The organism is Kitasatospora sp. NPDC058478 (assembly GCF_042720345.1).
GTDB lineage: Bacteria > Actinomycetota > Actinomycetes > Streptomycetales > Streptomycetaceae > Kitasatospora.
Genome location: NZ_JBHXML010000002.1, coordinates 244,460 through 261,169, shown reverse-complemented (window position 1 = coordinate 261,169; position 16,710 = coordinate 244,460). Strand labels below are relative to the sequence as shown.

At 72.9% G+C, this 16,710-nt stretch carries 12 protein-coding genes and 1 pseudogene; 3 read left to right on the top strand and 10 right to left on the bottom strand.

Translation table 11 applies throughout. From position 1 onward, the window contains the following. Window positions 1-1,698: 1,698 nt before the first annotated feature. Together ACFWPT_RS02125 and ACFWPT_RS02120 are read right to left on the bottom strand one after the other, a co-directional pair. Window positions 1,699-1,995, bottom strand: a complete 297-nt coding sequence (locus ACFWPT_RS02125; protein WP_380478815.1) for a transposase — start codon at window positions 1,993-1,995, stop codon at window positions 1,699-1,701. Between the two features lie 610 nt (window positions 1,996-2,605). Next, window positions 2,606-3,469: a hypothetical protein gene (locus ACFWPT_RS02120; protein WP_380478813.1), complete on the bottom strand. Its 864-nt coding sequence runs from the start codon at window positions 3,467-3,469 to the stop codon at window positions 2,606-2,608. A 1,518-nt stretch (window positions 3,470-4,987) separates the two neighbouring features. On the opposite strand from ACFWPT_RS02120, the gene ACFWPT_RS02115 reads away from it, so the two are divergent. Further along, entirely contained in the window at window positions 4,988-5,458 is a 471-nt protein-coding gene (locus ACFWPT_RS02115; RefSeq protein ID WP_380478811.1) for a hypothetical protein, read from the top strand. A gap of 138 nt (window positions 5,459-5,596) precedes the next feature. Here the strand turns inward: ACFWPT_RS02115 and ACFWPT_RS02110 are convergent, their stop codons facing one another. Then, entirely contained in the window at window positions 5,597-6,856 is a 1,260-nt protein-coding gene (locus ACFWPT_RS02110) for a hypothetical protein (RefSeq protein WP_380478809.1), read from the bottom strand. A gap of 333 nt (window positions 6,857-7,189) precedes the next feature. On the opposite strand from ACFWPT_RS02110, the gene ACFWPT_RS02105 reads away from it, so the two are divergent. Beyond that, on the top strand, window positions 7,190-8,644 hold the full coding sequence (locus ACFWPT_RS02105; RefSeq protein ID WP_380478807.1) for a hypothetical protein: 1,455 nt from the start codon (window positions 7,190-7,192) through the stop codon (window positions 8,642-8,644). Window positions 8,645-8,779: 135 nt separating this feature from the next. On the opposite strand, the gene ACFWPT_RS02100 is transcribed toward ACFWPT_RS02105, so the two are convergent. Then, complete coding sequence (locus ACFWPT_RS02100; protein WP_380478805.1) at window positions 8,780-9,151, bottom strand: tyrosine-type recombinase/integrase; 372 nt, start codon at window positions 9,149-9,151, stop codon at window positions 8,780-8,782. Between the two features lie 561 nt (window positions 9,152-9,712). Here ACFWPT_RS02100 and ACFWPT_RS02095 point away from each other — a divergent pair. Further along, window positions 9,713-10,024, top strand: a pseudogene (locus ACFWPT_RS02095) (hypothetical protein); the annotation flags it as partial. A 132-nt stretch (window positions 10,025-10,156) separates the two neighbouring features. Here ACFWPT_RS02095 and ACFWPT_RS02090 read toward each other — a convergent pair. The 6 genes from ACFWPT_RS02090 to ACFWPT_RS02065 all read right to left on the bottom strand — a co-directional run bounded on the left by ACFWPT_RS02090 (window position 10,157) and on the right by ACFWPT_RS02065 (window position 16,401). Then, window positions 10,157-11,197, bottom strand: a complete 1,041-nt coding sequence (locus ACFWPT_RS02090; protein ID WP_380478803.1) for a zinc-dependent alcohol dehydrogenase family protein — start codon at window positions 11,195-11,197, stop codon at window positions 10,157-10,159. Window positions 11,198-11,327: 130 nt separating this feature from the next. Continuing rightward, window positions 11,328-12,863 carry an MFS transporter gene (locus ACFWPT_RS02085; RefSeq protein ID WP_380478801.1) on the bottom strand — a complete coding sequence of 512 codons (1,536 nt, stop codon included), beginning with the start codon at window positions 12,861-12,863 and terminating at the stop codon, window positions 11,328-11,330. Continuing rightward, on the bottom strand, window positions 12,860-14,155 hold the full coding sequence (locus ACFWPT_RS02080) for a hypothetical protein (protein ID WP_380478799.1): 1,296 nt from the start codon (window positions 14,153-14,155) through the stop codon (window positions 12,860-12,862). The genes ACFWPT_RS02085 and ACFWPT_RS02080 overlap by 4 nt, the downstream gene beginning before the upstream one ends. After that, window positions 14,152-14,943 (bottom strand): creatininase family protein, encoded by a 792-nt coding sequence (locus ACFWPT_RS02075; RefSeq protein ID WP_380478797.1) that lies wholly within the window; start codon window positions 14,941-14,943, stop codon window positions 14,152-14,154. Before ACFWPT_RS02075 ends, ACFWPT_RS02080 begins: the two co-directional genes overlap by 4 nt. Continuing rightward, on the bottom strand, window positions 14,940-15,884 hold the full coding sequence (locus ACFWPT_RS02070; protein WP_380478795.1) for a dihydroorotate dehydrogenase: 945 nt from the start codon (window positions 15,882-15,884) through the stop codon (window positions 14,940-14,942). Before ACFWPT_RS02070 ends, ACFWPT_RS02075 begins: the two co-directional genes overlap by 4 nt. A 1-nt stretch (window position 15,885) precedes the next feature. Next, entirely contained in the window at window positions 15,886-16,401 is a 516-nt protein-coding gene (locus ACFWPT_RS02065) for a nucleoside 2-deoxyribosyltransferase (RefSeq protein ID WP_063351995.1), read from the bottom strand. Window positions 16,402-16,710 lie beyond the last annotated feature (309 nt).

Sequence of the window (16,710 nt, the reverse complement as noted above, 5' to 3'; positions counted from 1 at the left end):
TGCCGCCCGGCGGCGCCGCCCGGCGGTGGTGACGGGGGGGGGGGGGGTGGCCCCCCCACCCGGGCGCCACCCCCCCCCCACGCCTGCGCTGGTTCACCCAGGACGGCCGGAGCGGCGCCGACAGGGCGGTGGGAAGCAGCGTGATCACTCCGGCCCGACACTCACCAGGTGATCAGCGCGTAGGCGGGGCCGCCTGCGGCACCGGCCGCCCCGGTGGCCCCGTTGGCACCGCTGGATCCGTTGGATCCTCCGCCGATACCGCCGGCGCCGTTGCCGCCCTGGCCTCCGCTGCCTCCGTTGCCACCGTTGCCACCCGTGCCGCCGACACCGGTCCCGGCGGGCGGGGTCAGCGCGCCGACGGCCCCGGCGCCTCCGGCACCTCCCGCGCCTCCTGCCCCGCCCCGGCCACCGGCCTCGCCCCGGCCGGAATGACCACCGCGCCCGCCCTGGCGGCCGGTGACACCCGCACCGCCCGCGCCGCCGCCCTGCCCCGCGGATCCGAGGCTGCCGGACAGGGCTGTCCCGTTGGTACCGTCGCAGTAGCCCGATGAGCTGCGGGTGTCCGCGGCACCCCCGGTGGACGTCCCGCCCGGCGTGCCGCCCGCACCCCCGGGGTTCGTGTCCCCGGTCCCCCCGCCGTCACCCCCGCTGCCGGCGCCTCCGGCCGGGCCTGCCCCAGCCGGGGTGCCCTCAGCGCCCCCGCCGTTCGCCTGCGCCCCGTCACCGGTGAGCGGATCAAACACGTCCACATCTGTGCCGTGCCTGGGTCCGTACGTGGCCCGGCCTCCTTCGCGTCCGGCGGCCCCTGACCCGCCGTTGGTGAGCACGATTCCGCCGTCGCCACCACCGCCCCCGGCCCCGCCGCCCCCCGGACGCGACTCGGGGCTCGTGGAGAATTTGACCTCCAACGTGAACCCGGGGGTGGCGGGAAGCGTGCAGGCGACATAGCCGCCGCCACCACCGCCGCCGCCACCACCGCCGCCGCCGCCTCCAGCCCCACCGCCGCCACCGCCCCCTCCCAGCGTGTCGGGGATCGCCAGATTCGAGCCGCCGCCACCCCCGCCACCGGCCCCGCCGCCACCACCGCTACTGGCCGCACCCGGCCCGCCACCGCCCCACAGGTACACGGTCACTGACGTCACCCCCGCCGGAACCGTGAACTCTCCGTTCCCGGTGAACGCCATCTGATTGCTCGGCTGCGTCGGCTGAGAGACGGTCTGCCGGGCCTGGGCGTAGGCCGCGCCAGCGGGAGACGGCGTGGCGAGGGCGCCCGCCATGGCGGCCAGGACCACGAAGGCCGAGGACACGGCGGGCATCCGCCGCGGTCTGCCCGGGCCAGTGGGAGCGAACGGTGTACTCACGGATGTTCTCCTTCGGTGAGGCTGCTTCGGCCTGGCGGCGAGTGCCCCGGACACCTCAGGCCTTGTGCCAGACCGATGGCCTCACCGACGCAAGTAAATCGTGCACAGATCACCTTTGGCTTGACAGCAGTGCAGGCCAATCAGGTGGCGCCTGGCGGCGCGATGCGGCGAACGGCGGGGAAGGGGCCGCACACGAGACGACCAGCGGCACCGACCCGCACGGCCGCCCCTGGCCGGAGCTGATTCCCGATCACCGGCCAGTCCTGGCCGCCCCGCCGCCCCGGCTGCCCGCTGGTCCTCGAAGACGGCGGTTGTGCCCTCGTTGTGGTGTAGCCGATCAACCAAGCGTCGCGTTGGTGGTGCTGGGAAGCGCGGGGGCGCTTTTGGGGAGCTTGTCGGGGTAGAGCTGCTCCCTGCTTCCTTCGGGCAGGTGGCTGCGGGAGAAGGCGATCCACTCGTCGTGCAACTCGAAGAGCACGGCAGCGGCCAGCCGTAGGAGAGCCTCTCCGTTCGGGAAGGCCTGAACGACGTCGGTGCGGCGTTCGCACAGGTGACCTACGGCAACTCCTTTGGTGAGACGTTCACTGGTGGCGGAGACGGGGCTGGTGGAGGCGGAGGCGCCGGCCAGAACCACCCCGCCCCCGTCCTCAGGACCGGCGGCCCCGGCACGGCAGGCACCGCAGGTGGCAACGGCTGCATCACCCTCACCTTCTGACACCGTTCTCAAGCAGCACTGCCGGCTTCGGCGCTTCAGGGTGAGGGCCGTGGAAGGCCGAGAGCGAGGCCGACGGCCGCGAGGAAACCGTCGAGGATCGCGGAGCGGTACCGCAGACGTTCGAGTCGGTTACGCAGGAGAGCTTCGCGTCGGCCGGGCGCGACGTGGGGCTGGGCTGTGCTGCACGTGCGCCCGGAGGTGCGCGACCACGTTCAACTCCGCCGCGTACGCGAGTAGGAGGAAGACGGCCAACCACTCGCGCTCGTCGATCAGCCGACGCATCTCGTGGGGGACGTGGATGTTCGAGCGGTCCCCGTACATGGCGCGGGCAAGGTGGCGCTCCACGGCGTCGGACTGCTGGAGCTTCGCCCGCAGGCGACTTCACCCTTGGTCCAGTGCCTGACGGCCGAGCACGTCACTTCGCACCTGCCTGGGCACGTGAGTCAGTACCCCGACAGCCGGCGCCGTCCGCGTGCTGGGACGGCAACGCGGACGGCGCTTCACGGTTGCTGTTCGGCGCCGGCGCCCGTCAGTAGGTGAGGGTGATGCAGCCGTTGCTGCCGGCGGTGCCGGCGGTGCCGGGGCTTCCCGGTGGTTCGAGGTTGCCGTTGCCGCCGTTGCCGCCACCGTTTCCGCCGGGGCCGCCGCTGCCGCCGCTGCCGGTGCCGATCGGGCAGGTGGCCGGTACCGGGGACGCCGCCGCGCCACCGGTAGCACCACTACCGCCGGGGCCGCCGGCAGGTGTGCCACCGCCGTCGCCGCGCCCGCCCTCGTCGCCTTCTTCTCCGACGCTGTCGCTGAACTGGCTGCCCTGACAGGTGGAGCCGCCGAACAGGCCGCCGCCGTAGCCGCCGTTGCCCTCGTTGCCGCCGATTCCTGGCACGAGAAGGCCACCAGGGCCCAGGGGCAGGGGACCGGTCCCGCCGAAGCCGCCGCTGGCCCCGCCGCCGCCGCCGGCGGAGGCCTGGGTGCTCCCGCTGATGGCGAGGGCGGACCGGCCGCCTTTGGTGCCGTCACCGCCGGGGCCGCCGTTGGGATCGAGGAGGCCGCCGAGCCCGGCGGCGCCGGCGGCACCGTCCTGGCCGCCGGTACCGACGGTGAGGGTCAGGACCTGGCCGGGGGTGACGGTCAGGGTGCACGCCACCCGGGCACCGCCACCCCCGCCGCCCCCACCTCCACCGCCGCCCCCGCCGAGCCTGTTGTAGAGGCCGCTGCCGCCACCCCCGCCACCGGATCCGCCACCACCTGCCGAGATGAGGATCGTGGCGATGCTGGTGACCCCGGCCGGGACGGTGAAGGTGCCGTCGGCGGTGAAGGTCTGGGTGGTGGAGGAGATCGCGGAGGCGGGGACGGCCAGGCCGACCGGGAGCGCGAACGCGCCCGCCAGGCTCATCGCGCCGACCGTGGCACATACCGCGCGGGACCGGCCGGCTTTCGGACGAGGCCCACCACGCGTCACACATTGGTTGTCGCTCATGCACCCACAGTGCGAGGAGGGGCGCCCCGCCGCGACTCCAGGAGTCGGCTCGGGGTAATCCCCGCCCGGCCCTGGCCACACCGCAACGCCCGACAGGCCGCCGTCATCGCCGCACCGGGCACTGCCCAGGCCACCACCGCCAGGCCTGCCGCCATCCCCGCGGTGGACGCGTCCTGTTCCACCACCACCTGCGCAGAAACGGCGTCTCCGCTACCACATGATCAGGACATAGCCACTGCCACCCGGGTTCCCCGGCTGGCCGGAGGCGCCCGGGGAACCATCCACGCCGGAGCTGTTGCCAGTCTCCTCACGGGTGCCGCCCCGGCCGCCCTGGCCACCCGTGCCGCCCTCACCGCCGTTGCCTCCGGTGCCGCCCATCGCGACGCCGGCGGGCGGGGTGACCGCCCCGGCCGGTGCCGCACCGCCCGAGCCTCCGGTGCCGCCGGCGCCGCCCCGGCCGCCGGACCCACCCGCACCGCCCACCCCGGTGGATTTTCCCTGGCCACCGGTCACACCCGGCAGACCCGCCCCGCCGACGCTCCCGCCGGCTGCGGCCGTCCCCTTGGCGGTCGTCAGGCCGGTCCCACCAGCGCACAGACCCCCACGTGACCCGCCACTGCTACCGGGGGCACCGCCGGATCCGCCCGATCCCGCCTGCCCGCCCGACCCGCCAGCGCCACCGCTCTGGCCCGTTTTACCGTTCTCGCCCCCGCCACCCCCTCCACCACTGGTGCCGCCCCCGGCCTCCGACGACCCCGTGGTCAGGCCGCCCGGCTGGCCCGCAGTTGCCGCCATATATGCGCCCCTGCCTACCAGGACAACGGTCGAACCTCCACCACTGACGCTCGACGTCTTGGCATTGCCGCCCCCGCCGCCGGACAAGCCGGGCAACCCGCTCGTGAGCAGCGTCCCGGCCAGACCGCCGGCACCGCTCCCGCCGCCGGTCCCGGGCGCACCCTCGCCCGACGACGAACCGACGACGATCCTCAGCACGGTCCCCCCGGTCACGGTGAACGTGCACGTCGCGTAGGACCCGGAGGTACCGCCACCCCCGCCGCCGCCCCCTCCTCCGCCGCCACCACCGCCACCGCCACCGCCACCCATCAGCGACCCGAGCGGCTCGGGGTCCCCGCCACCCCCGCCGCCGCTGCCCCCGGCACCTCCGGCGCCCGGACCACCACGCCCGCCCCCACCCCAACCGAACACCTGCACCTGCGTGACACCTGCGGGCACCGTGAAAGTCCCCGACGCGGTGAACGCCTGCTCACCGGAGGCACTCAGCTGTGCGCCCCCTGCGGCAGGCACGGTGGCCACCGCCGACCCGCACAGGCAAGCGCAGCCAAGGGTCAGTGCCCCGGTCACCGCCAGCACACCTCTCCCGCCGTGGCCACGGCGCTCCCGCCGCCCGCCTCGTGCCACAGAATCCGCTGTTCCGTGCACAGCACAACCCCTTTCCGACCATGGACCGCCGGGCCCCGATGGCACGGCTTCCCACTCATCCTCACCAGCCGCCGGCCTCCCCGCGCCCGGGCCTGCGCCACCCTGACGGTCGGGTCGCCCGGGAGTGCGATTCCCCTGGGCGACCCGACCATCAACGAGGGCATCTCGCATGCCGCGATCGGCAGCGTCCAGGACGCGGACCACGAACTCCTCGGCGTCCCGTTCGTCGGCACCGACCATGTCCTGCGCCTCAACCGCACCCGGGTGGGGGCCTTCTCGGGCGTGGCCGAGGACCTCTTCGAGCACCTCGTCGAGCGCCGCCTCACCCACTACCGCGAGGAGGCCCACGCCCGCCGTTCCTCGTGGCCGACCGCCACCTGGGACGACGACTGGGACGGCCCCGTCTCCATCCACCCGGACGGATCCGTCCTCGCCCTGCGCGTGCTCCCGGAGCGGGACTGCTGACAGCGCAGCGGCCCTGCGTGTTCCGGGCTCCGGCTTCCGGTCGGCGCGGAGGCCTGCCGGACCGAGGACAGCGGGCGGCCGACGAGAGGCCGGGCCTGCCGGGCACAGCCATGCCACCTGCTATGCCTGGGGCACTGCTCATTCCTCGTCGTCGGCCTCCGGTTGCCAGGCCTGGAGCAACGCGTGAACGGGAAGTGCGGAGTCCGGCACCGCGAGTCGGGTGACCGGCATGGCGCCGGTGGCTCCTGCGACGAGGTGCTCGCCGACGAGATGCGGGACGAGCAGTGCCACCGTGCCGGCCGGCCAGTCGGCCGCGACCTGGTAGGTGGCGATGACGGCCGTTTCCCACTGCGTCAGCGGATCGTGCGCCCGTTCCTCGTACGGCTCCTTCTCGACCGTGGGGATCTTGACGGCGAGCAACTGCCGCGGGGCTTCGCCGTGCAGGGCGGCCTGTCGGCGGACTTCGCGAATCCAGCCCGTGACGAGCTCGTCGAACGCGGCCTCGGTCTCCGGTCGGCCCTTGCGGCGGCGGCCGAACGCGTCGCGCACCACGGAGGACACCGCGAAGTCGTTGTCCTCCAGGCGGCGCCACGACCAGGACGCCCGGTGCTTCCAGGCGCGCCAGGCACGTTGCACCACCTTGGCCGCATCGGCGCCGAGACCCGCGAACTCCTGGCCCGGTGTGAACTCCGGCTCCGGGAGCAGTCTGACCGCCGCGGCCTGCACCAGCGGGACCGGCTGCACCAAGGCCGCGAACGCGCGGCGCTCTTCCTCGATGACCTCGGCGAACCTGGCCTGCAACGGCTCGGCCCAGGGCTGCAGGACGGGGAACGCCTGGAGGGCCTTGTTGCTCCTGATCAGGTAGGTGTGCAGGCGGCGCCAGTGCTCATGGCGGTGGCGCCGCGTCTCCCGGGCGCGGGAGTGGCGCTCCCACGCCTCGTCGTCGAAGTCCTCCTCCAGCTCCCCGGCTTCGCCGTCCGCCTCGTCCGACGGCTCACCCATATTGCTCGGGGGGTACTCGCCGATGGCCAGGGCGAGCGCGGCATCCGCTTCCTCCGCTTTCTCCTCCTCCGAGTCGGGTTCCCGGTCGAGCCAGAACTCGAGGGCGCCGATGTCGATGACCGCCACCAGGAGCCTGAGGATCGGACTGTCGACGGGAAGCGGCCACCGGCAGCTCCCGCACAGCCGTCCCACAGCCTCACCCAGCGGGATCTCGGCGCTGCGGACGAAGGACGCCAACCGCAGCGGGCCGCAGGCCTCGTCGCCATGGAGCTTGCCCTTGCCGGACGCCGCGGCGTAGCAGGCGAGGGTGATGTTCCCGGCAGGGCCGAGCGGAATCTCCGGAGTGAAGGTGCGGCCGAGCGGGACACGGCGGACAGAGGCGGTAGTTGACGGCATGCTGGCACGCTAGCGGGTCCCACTGACACCCGTGCCGTTGTCGCTCCGCTGCCGTCCGCAGGTGGCCACGCGCCAGGGAATCCCTGGGGCCACGGCCGCCCGGGGCTACTGTGCCGTCAGCGGCACAGTAGCCGTGGGGGACAACTCCTCGGCGGCTCGGGTACGGTGTCCGGCAGGACCAGGTCCGGACCGCCGACAGCATCGGCGGAACCAGCCTCGGCCGAGTTCTTCTCCACCGTCCGGAGGTGCGTCAGCAACGCGCCCACCAGCGGAACTCCACCATCTACCACGCCGCGTGCCTGCGGCGTGCCTCACCGCACCGGAGTTCCCCGCATGCCCGAGCACCAACTCGCCGCCTCACCCCGCGACTTCCTGTGCGAACACACCCCCAGCAAGAGCCGTGTCCTCGCGCTCCTCGCCCACGACGACGGCCCTGACTCGCTCCAGGCTGTCCTCACCTGCCGTGACCCCGAACTCGCCCACCGCGCGGCCGAACTGCTGCGCCGGGCCTTGAGCCGGGCGGCGGGTGTCCTGTACACCGAGTCCGTGGACGGGTTGTGCGGGCAGTTGCCGGACGCTCCGGCGTCCTCACTCCGGCAGGCCGTGGCCCACGTGCTCTCCGGCACCTGGCCGGTCGCCGCTGGAACGCTCATCGCCTGGCCCGAAGGATCCGCGCATGAGGACCCGGGCCAGGACGACGGCGCGGACAGCGAGGGCGGCGACAACGACGAGGCCGCGGAATCCGGCGGCCCCGCGCGGGGTAAGGCTCGGTTGAGGGACCTTCCGGGCCAGGTCGTACGGATCACTTCGCTCCGCGAGTTCCACGTCCACGACCGGCAGGCCCTGCTGGACGCCGCGGGCGAACAGGGATGGGAACCGATGCCGGCCGATCAGCTCGACGATGACGATCCGTACGACGTGGTCGGCGCGGTGATGTGGCTCGCGGACCCGCCTGCCGACGTCGACGGGGCGGACGCCCTGACCGATCGCAGCCATCTTTCTCTGCTGCGGTGGGACAAGGGCGACGAGGTCGCCGAGTGGAGTGTGGAGCCGGTCGTGGCGGACTTCGGCCCCGGCCCGCGTGCCGCCAAGGCCGGGGAGTCCCCTGAACACAGCCGTGGGGAGGAACTTCCCGATTTCGCGGCGCTCTTCCCTGTGGAGCCTCCGCACTGCGAGGACCCGGAGTGTGAGGAGGAGAGCTGCTTGTGGCAGCTGACTCCCCGCACGGCCGACCTCCTCCACACCGCGCTGTCGCTGCTGGCCGACGAGGCGTACGAGGACGCCGAGGAACTCGGTGACGGGCGCCTCGTCCCGGACAAGCACGAGGGCGATTGGGGGGTGTTCCCGCGGCTGCCGAAGCTGACCTTCGCCACCGACCTCCAGTGGCGGCGCTGCTTCGCCCGCGCCGCCGACGACCTCGCCGACGACCTTGAACGCGGCCACTGGCCGCGGCCGACCTGTACCGCCGAGGAACTCGCCCTGCACCTCGCCATCGACGACGCCGGCGACAGCGCCGACGAGCTGGGGGACGACTCCGACGGCACCGGGCACGGCACGCACAGCACACTGCCGACGCACCGCGACGACTACGACTTCGGCGCCTGCACGGACATGTTCTTCCAGGACACCGACGTCCTCATGCTCTACAGCTCCCGCTTCGACGGCATCGAGGACCCCGACGGCGACGCCAACCGGCAGCTCGGTGTGGGTGACCTGCGCGCGCAGGCCTGGTTCGAACCGTTCGGGAACGTCACGGCCCGCGACCCCCGCCGCGGCTTCCGCCGCTGAACGGCCGAGCCCGCACCGGACGGTGGACGGAGGCATCTTGCGTGCCTCCGTCCACCGTCCGCGCAACCGGGCAGGAATGGCGACGGGGCACTTGCGGTCCGGCCCGGCAGGTCGGGTGACCGACCGACCGGGCGGCTATGCGGCGAGTGGCAGGTCGTCGTCGCCACGGGGGACGGCCCGGAGCCGGCCTGCCTGGGCTTGATCGAGTGCCCGGGCGAGGGCGTTGACGGCCTGGTCGGCGGAGTCCTTGAAGAGGTGGCCGTAGAGGCTGATGGTGGTCGCGAGGGTGGTGTGGCGCAGGGTCTTGGAGATGACGGCGACGGGGATGTTCTCGGCGATCATGATGCTGGCTGCGGTGTGGCGCAGGTCGTGCAGGCCGATCTTCGGCAGGTTGAGTTCGGCGGTGCGTTTGCGGAGCTGGTCGAGGACCCACTGGGGCCGCAGCGGTGTTCCGCCGGGGCGGGCGAACACCGGGCCCTCGAGCCGGGCGTCGGGGTGGGCGGCCATCTGGATCGCGCTGGCGATGGAGGGCTGCGATGACTCTGGTGGAGAGGCTGATCCAGGCGCGGCTGGCCTCGGTCTTGGGCTCGCGGAGGTGGATCTTCCCGTTGTCGATGGCGGCGAGGGTCCAGCGGACGTAGAGCTTGCGGTCCATGAGGTGGACGTCCGACCAGTGCAGGGCCAGGGCCTCGCCGCGGCGCATACCAGTGCCGAGCATGACCTCGAACAGATCGGTCAGCTGGTCCGCGTACTGCTCTGCACCATGCTGCAGGAAGGTGGCTGCCTGTTCGGGGGTCCAGCAGATGCGTTCGGCGGCGCGGGGCCTGGCCGGCACGGAGTGCTTGGCCGGGTTGTAGCGCAGCCCCCACGAACGCACCGCGGCGTTCAGCGCGTTGCGCAGCGTGGACACGGCCCGGTAGACGGTGATGCGCCCGCGGTTGGCCTCCAGCTGGGCGGTGACCCAGGCGTCGACGTGCTCCGGGCGCAGATCGAGGAGCCGGAGGTGGCCGAAGGCGAGGATGGGGTCCCGCTCGACGCACGCGGCGTGGCCGGTCGACCACCGGCGGCGGCACGCACGAGCTCGGCTTCCGCGACGGCCTGGCGGCCGCAGTCAACGCCTACGCCCGCGAGCAGCAGCTGCTCACCCCGTCCGACCCCGACCTCACCCCCGCCCAGCTCGGCGCGGGCCTGACGGCGGTCGTGTCGGTGAAGCTCGATCGCCCCGAGTTCGAGGGGTGCACCCGCGACAGACTGGGCAACGGGCCTGTCCGTGCCTGCGTCGCCGAGGCCGTCCGGGAGCACCTGGCCGCCTGGCTCCGCGCCGACCCGGCGCAGGCGGCCGCCGTCCTCGCCCGGATCTCGATGACCGCCCGCCGCTGACAGCGCACCGAAGACACCGAAGCCCAGGTCGGGGTTGGGTCCCCGGCCTGGGCTTTTCGGTGGGCGCAGACGATCCCAGCGCCCCCACCAGCCACAGGGCGCCACGGTCGTCGGGGCCCGGCCCGCCTTCGCCTACTCCGGGACGAGGACCGCGACTCCGGTCACGCGGCCCGCGGCGAGGTCGCCGAGGGCCGCGTCGGCGTGCCGCAGCGGGTAGCGGCGCACGTGGACCACCGGGCGGGTCCGGGTGGCCTCGGCCAGGTAGGCCTGTCCGTCGGCCCGGGTGTTGGCGGTGACGCTGCGCAGCGTGCGTTCCTGGAAGAGGTGCCGCTGGTAGTTCAGTGGCGGGATGTCGCTGAGGTGGATGCCGGCCACCGCGAGCGTGCCGCCCCGGTCCAGCGCCGCGAGGGCGACCGGCACCAGTTCGCCGACCGGGGCGAAGAGGACGGCGGCGTCCAGCGGTTCGGGGGGCGGGTCGTACGAGTCGCCGGCGAACTCGGCGCCGAGCTCCAGCGCCAGCCGTCGGGCCGCCGTACCTCGGGTGAACGCGGCCACCCGGGCGCCCCGGGCGAGGGCGAGCTGGGCGGTCAGGTGCGCGGACGCGCCGAAGCCGTAGATGCCCAGGAGCCCGCGCGACGGCAGCTCGGCCCGCTCCAGCGCCCGGTAGCCGATGATCCCGGCGCACAGCAGCGGGGCGAGCTCCTCGGCGGGCGGCCCTTCGGGCAGGCGGTAGGCGAAACGGGCGTCCGCGACCACGTGGCGGGCGTAGCCGCCGTGCCGGTCCCAGCCGGTGTAGCGGGAATCCGGGCAGAGGTTCTCCCGCCCGGTCCGGCAGTACCCGCAGCTGCCGCAGGTCCGGGCCAGCCAGGCCACCCCGGCGCGGTCCCCGACGGTGAACTCCTCGACCGCGGGACCGGCCGCCCGTACGCGCCCGACCACTTCGTGCCCCGGTGAGCACCGTGCCACCCGGGGAGCGAGGTCCCCCTCGGCCAAGTGCAGGTCCGTACGGCACACCCCGCACGCCTCCACTTCCACCAGGATCTCCTGCGGTCCGGGTGCGGACAGCGGCCGCCGCTCCCACACCAGCGGCCCCGGGCGTGCCGTACCCACCGGCCCCGGCTGCGCCACGACCCAGGCCTCGGTCTCTCCCGGTGCTGCGTGTGTGGTGTCCATCGCCGCCTCGTGTGTTGCTGCCCCTGCTCTTCAGGATCATCCCGGCAGGGCCGCCGTGCACACGGGCCCTGCGTCGCCCCGCTTCTGCGCCGCCCCGCCGGACAGTCGTGGAGGACCCCCTTCCGCGCAGTCAGGTCCGTTCGTTCGGCTGTCTCCTGCTCGGTGTGCTGCTCGTCCCCGGACCCGGCGGGGCCGAGGACGTCGAGGCGTCTGCGGCTGCGCCGGCTGCGTTGGATGCGACGGATCGCGTCGACGTTCTCGTCGGGGTGGCCAGGAGGATCGTGGCCAGGGTGAGGGCGGCAGCCAGCCAGGTGGTGGTGTGGAAGGCGTCGGTGAAGGCCTGGGCGGTTTCCGGGGAGGCGCCCGCGTCCAGTGGGGACGATGACGTGCCCGGGGGGAGGAGCAGTCGGTAGGCCACCGTGGTGACCGTGCCGAAGACGGCGATCCCCAGGCCGGCGCCGGCCTCGTAGGCGACGGACTCGATGCCCGCCGCCGCGCCTGCCTGGGAGGACGGCGCGGTGGTCATGATCAGGTTCGAGGCGACCATCTGGACCAGGCCGTGGCCGAACCCGATCAGGGCCAGCCCGAGCGGGACCACCGTGCCGGAGGCGGCCAGCACGTATCCGGTCACCGCGAGCAGCAGGCCGGCGGGTACGCCCGCGCGCGATTGTCCCAGGCGGGAGAGGAGCAGTCCGCCCACCGGCCCCGCCACCGTCGCGGCCAACGGCATCGGGATCAGGTACAGCGCGGCGGCCTCCGCCGACAGTCCCTTGGCGATCTGCAGGTACTGCACCAGCTGGAGTTCGAAGCCGACCATCACCAGCACCGGCAGTACCGAGGCCACCACTCCGGCGCGCAGCCCGGGCAGCCGGAACAGGGACAGGTCCAGCATCGGGTGCGGCATCCGCTGCTGCCGTCGTACGAACAGCACCAGCGCGGTCAGGCCCGCCGCTGCGGGCAGCACCACCTCCGGGATGCCGACGCCGTCGTGGGTGAAGGCGATGATGGCGTAGGCGCAGCCCAGGAACCCCACCATCGAGAGCAGGGGCGAGGTGGCCTCCCACGGTTGCCGTTCGGACTCGACCTCGTTGCGCAGCAGCAGTGCCACGGCGGGCACGGCCAGTGCCACGATCGGCAGGTTGACCAGGAAGATCGAGCCCCACCAGAAGTGCTGGAGCAGGAAGCCGCCGGCCACCGGTCCCAGCGCCGAGGCGCCGGCGGCGACCGCGCTCCACGCCCCGATGGCCACCGCGTGGTCGCGGCCGTCGCCGAAGGTCTGCCGGATCAGCGCCAGCGTGGCCGGGATGATCATCGACGCGCCGATCGCCAGCAGGGCCCGGGCGCCGATCAGGGCCGGCGGACCGGGTGCCAGCGCGCACAGCGCGGAGGCCGCGCTGAAGACGGCCAACCCGGCCAGCAGCAGCCGCTTGTGCCCGATCCGGTCGCCCAACGGCCCGCTGACCAGCACCAGTCCGACCATCAGGAGCGAGTACACGTCGACCGCCCACAGCAGTTCGGTCGGGGATGCCCGCAGTTCGTGGGCGAGGGTCGGGACGGTGATGGTGAGGATGGTGACGTCCACGGCGGCGGGCAGGAAGCACAGCAGCACCACGGTCAGCACCAGCCAGCGCCGGGCCGTCCCGACCACGGGCAGCGGGCTGCTCACCGGCCGAGGTCCAGAGCCGTCCTGGCTCGGTCGATCAGGTCGTGCAGTTCGGCGAGGCTGGGGGCGTAGAACATGCAGCTCAGTCTGCCAGTTTGAAGGTCCGTCAGCTCGGTCGGGACCACGCCCCGGTCGGCGTGTCGGGGTGAGGCCACGAGCGGTCCGAGCAGACGCAGCACTTCCGGCAGGTACAGCCCGGCCGGAAGGCCGTAGAAGTCGTAGTTGCCGACCGCGTGGGTGTCGAGGTAGCCGGGGCCGATGAGGTGCTCGCCGAACTCGTGCACGTGACTCGACCCGGTACGGCGGGCGTTGAGGTCGTGCAGGTAGACGACGCCGTCGCGGGCGATCGCGTCGATGCCGAAGCGCCCGCGGTAGCCGCGCCGTTGCATCTCCTCGGCCAGCCGGAGTCCGCCCTCGGTCAGCGGGCGGTACCACCATGCGCGGCGCAGCTCGCGCGCGGTGACGTTGCCGCGCAGGTGCGTGGCGCCCTCGAACAGCATGTCGGTCGTGTAGCAGAGGTGGGGCGGGGCGTCCGCCGGCACCATGTACTCCACGGACGGGAAGGTGATGTCGCCGTGGAGGAACTCCTCGACGACCACGGCGTCTTCGTCGTAGAACGTGCTTCCGGCCAGGCGTTCGGCGATGTCGTCGTCGCCGGGCCGGAAGATCAGCAGGCCGAGGCTCGCCTCGCCGCGATCCGCCTTGACGATGCACGGCGTGCCGGTCGCGAGCATGTCCCGGACGGCGGCCGGCACGTCCTGCTTCCCGGCGCAGTGCGTGCCGGGCGGGATGCGGCAGGGGCCGTCGGTCATGCCGAGATCGGTGGCCAGGTCGCGCAGGCCGGTCTTGGTGTCCAGCAGGTCGCGCAGGGACTGCTGCGGCGGGCTCTCCGGCAGTTCGGTCACCACGTCGTACCGGGTGCGCAGGGCCTCGGTGAACCGCCACAGGTCGGCGGTGGTGGTGTGCGGGATCAGCCGGAGTCTGCGGCCCGGCCCGGCGTGGGCGGCCACGGCGGCCATCAGTTCGGGATCGGCGAGCATGTCGGCGAACAGCGAGCCGGTGCGGCCCGCCGGGCTGAGGTTCACCACACCGTCGATCTCCAGGAACTTCCGCTGCCAGTCCAGGTCTCCGATCGGCTCGTAGGTGATGAGCATCTTGTCCAGCGGCCCCCAGAACAGCGCCTGGTCCTGCTGGGCGTAGCACTCCGACAGCAGTTCGTCGACGTCGTCGGCGCGGACGGCGAAGTCGCGCAGGGTGTCGACGGCGTTGCTCACGCAGAGGGTGGGTACGGTCACGGCTTCTCCTCGTGCAGATCGTGCAGAAGTCCGTCGCCCTGGGACACCAGGTCGACCGCGGCCGAGACCACGTGCCAGAAGAGCTCCTTGCCCAGGGCGGCGGTGGAGCCCGAAGTACTCGACAGGACACCCTGGTTGGTCGTGCGGCTCACGTCGGCGGGGTGCAGGTAGATCCCCGGGCGGGGTGGGTCGGCGTGGTCGGGCCGTGCGGGCGAGACCAGCTCCGGGCGGAGGTAGAGCATCAGGCTGGTCTCGGTGATCCCCGCGTGCTCGGCGTGCCACCCCGGGAAGAGCGGCACCCGCCCGGCGAGCCAGTCGGTGTCGACCAGGCTCCACCAGCTCAGCGCGATGAACTCCTTGCCCGCGGCCGCCGGCCGTCGGCCCACCTCGTCGAGGGCCTCGAAGAGGAACGGCTCGTTCTCGAAGTGGCCGTTGACGACCAGCAGTCGGCTCCACGGCAGGGCGCACAGCGACTCCAGCGCGTCCTCCAGGAAGGCCAGCAGGGACCGACCGCGCACGTAGACGGTGCCGGGGAAGGCCAGGCCGCCGCCGCTCTGCGGAAGCGACCGCGCCGCGATGGACTGCGTCGGCAGGGTCAGGGCGTTCAGCTCGTAGGCGATCTGTCGGGCGAACGCTTCGGCGAGCACGGTGTCCACGGACAGCGGCAGGTGCGGACCGTGCTGTTCGGTGGCTCCCACCGGCCACACCACGGTCCGCCCGGTGGTGGCCGCCAGGACGTCGGCGCTGCTCAGGTCGCACAGCTGCGGTCCGGCGCTGCGGGGGGTCATGGCCGCACCTGCCCGGATCGGTTCGCGCCGGTGGCGGGTTCGAGGCCCCGGCCGGTGTTCCCGGCGTTGGTAATCCCGGCGTTGACGTTCCCCGTCCCGGTGTTGTCCGTTCCGGTGGTCTCGGCCACGATCCGGGTGAGCGTGGGGTACATGTCGGTGTGCAGCGCGGTGTACACCTGGGCCGCCACCGCGCCGACCGCCAGGTAGTCGTGCACGTCCCGGCCCGACTGCACGCCGCCGGAGGCCAGCACGGGAAGGGTGAACCCGGCTCGGCGCAGCTTCCACAGGGAGGCCAGCACGAGCGGCTTGATGCCCGGTCCGGAGTAGCCGAACACGCCGCCGAGTTGGAGGTCACCGGTCTCCGGGTGCACGGCGGCGGCGGGCAGGGTGTCGCTGATGGTCACCGCGTCGGCGCCGGCCCGGGCGGCGGCGAACGCCCGGGCGTGCAGGCCCTCCCCGCTGGCCAGCTTGACCGAGAACGGCACCCGCGTCGCAGCGTGGGTGGCCGCGGTGTAGGCGTGCACTCGCTCGGGGGTGTCGTCGAGGCCGTCCTCCTCGTTGAGGCAGGAGATGCCCAGTTCCAGTGCCCGGCAGCCCGTCGCCTCCACGCGGGCCGCCAACTCGGCGAGTTCCGCCGGGCTGTCGGCGTGCAGCGACGCGATGACCGGCAGCCCGTCCCTGGTCAGGTCGCGCAGGATGCGCACCCAGTGCTCGACGGACCGTTTGGAGTAGGTGGTGCTGTTGATCATTCCGGTGGGCAGCCTGACGAGGCGCTCGTCCAGGCCGATCGGCGGGTTGGGGTGGATGGTCTTGGTGACCACCGCGCCCGCGCCGGCGTCCAGCAGCCTGCGGATGTTGCGCTCCTGGTCGGTGAGCAGGCCGGAGCCGACCACGACCGGATTGGCCAGGTGCATCCCCAGCAGGTGGGTCGGGGCCTCCATGTCAGGCCGCCGCCCTGGTCCGGCCCAGCGCCGCGAGCACGCCGTCGACCAGCAGCGCCGGGTCCTTGGCGATCTCCTTGGCGGACAGGAACGTTGCGGCGGCGACCTGGGCGAGTCCCTTGAGCAGGTGGCTGGCCGACTCGGAGAAGGGCTGGTCGGTGATGCCCACGATGGGGCGGCCCAGCGCGCTGGCCCAGCCCAGTTCGATGTGCGTGCCGTCCGTGCGCAGCAGGGTGCCGTCGAGCACCGGCAGGACCGGCACGAACACATCGCATTCGCGCATCCATGCGTAGTCGCGCACGGACACCTCCTCGGGGGTGAACGAAGCGGTGTCGGCACCGAATCGTTCGGCCACGTGCGCGGACAGCACGGTGGCGCCGGCCTGCCGCGACTGGTCGATGGTCAGTCTCAGGAAATCGTGGATCGGCGCCGCCATCCCGCCGGGCACCAAGGCGTGCTGGATCGGGCCGCCGACGAACACGGTGACGCCGCGCAGGGCGTCGGGGGTGACTTTCATGGCGTTTCGAAGCTCCTTCGAAGGAGTCTGCCGACAGCCGCGCAAGGAGGCGGACTTCGGTCGGCAGGAAGCAGAAATGGTCAGCGCTATCGACAGAAGTGGTCAGCGCCATCGGATGGTGCGCTCGCAGTGAACGGGGAGGAAGCCGGGGGTGAGGCCTGACGCTGCCACCGGGGAGCCCGATGGCGTTCCCGTTCCCGCGCTCTGTGTCCATCCGGACAAAGGGACGACCTCAGGCTAGTTCGGGATGATTCACCAGGACAAGAAGCATATGCGCCAGACGGAGATGCGTCTCAAATTGCACAAAAG

Coding starts and splice junctions, on each gene's coding strand:
- ACFWPT_RS02075 (WP_380478797.1), bottom strand. CDS start 14,943: ATGACCCCCCGCAGCGCCGGACCGCAGCTGTGCGACCTGAGCAGCGCC.
- ACFWPT_RS02100 (WP_380478805.1), bottom strand. CDS start 9,151: ATGGCCGCCCACCCCGACGCCCGGCTCGAGGGCCCGGTGTTCGCCCGC.
- ACFWPT_RS02120 (WP_380478813.1), bottom strand. CDS start 3,469: ATGAGCCTGGCGGGCGCGTTCGCGCTCCCGGTCGGCCTGGCCGTCCCC.
- ACFWPT_RS02110 (WP_380478809.1), bottom strand. CDS start 6,856: ATGCCGTCAACTACCGCCTCTGTCCGCCGTGTCCCGCTCGGCCGCACC.
- ACFWPT_RS02105 (WP_380478807.1), top strand. CDS start 7,190: ATGCCCGAGCACCAACTCGCCGCCTCACCCCGCGACTTCCTGTGCGAA.
- ACFWPT_RS02090 (WP_380478803.1), bottom strand. CDS start 11,197: ATGGACACCACACACGCAGCACCGGGAGAGACCGAGGCCTGGGTCGTG.
- ACFWPT_RS02070 (WP_380478795.1), bottom strand. CDS start 15,884: ATGGAGGCCCCGACCCACCTGCTGGGGATGCACCTGGCCAATCCGGTC.
- ACFWPT_RS02065 (WP_063351995.1), bottom strand. CDS start 16,401: ATGAAAGTCACCCCCGACGCCCTGCGCGGCGTCACCGTGTTCGTCGGC.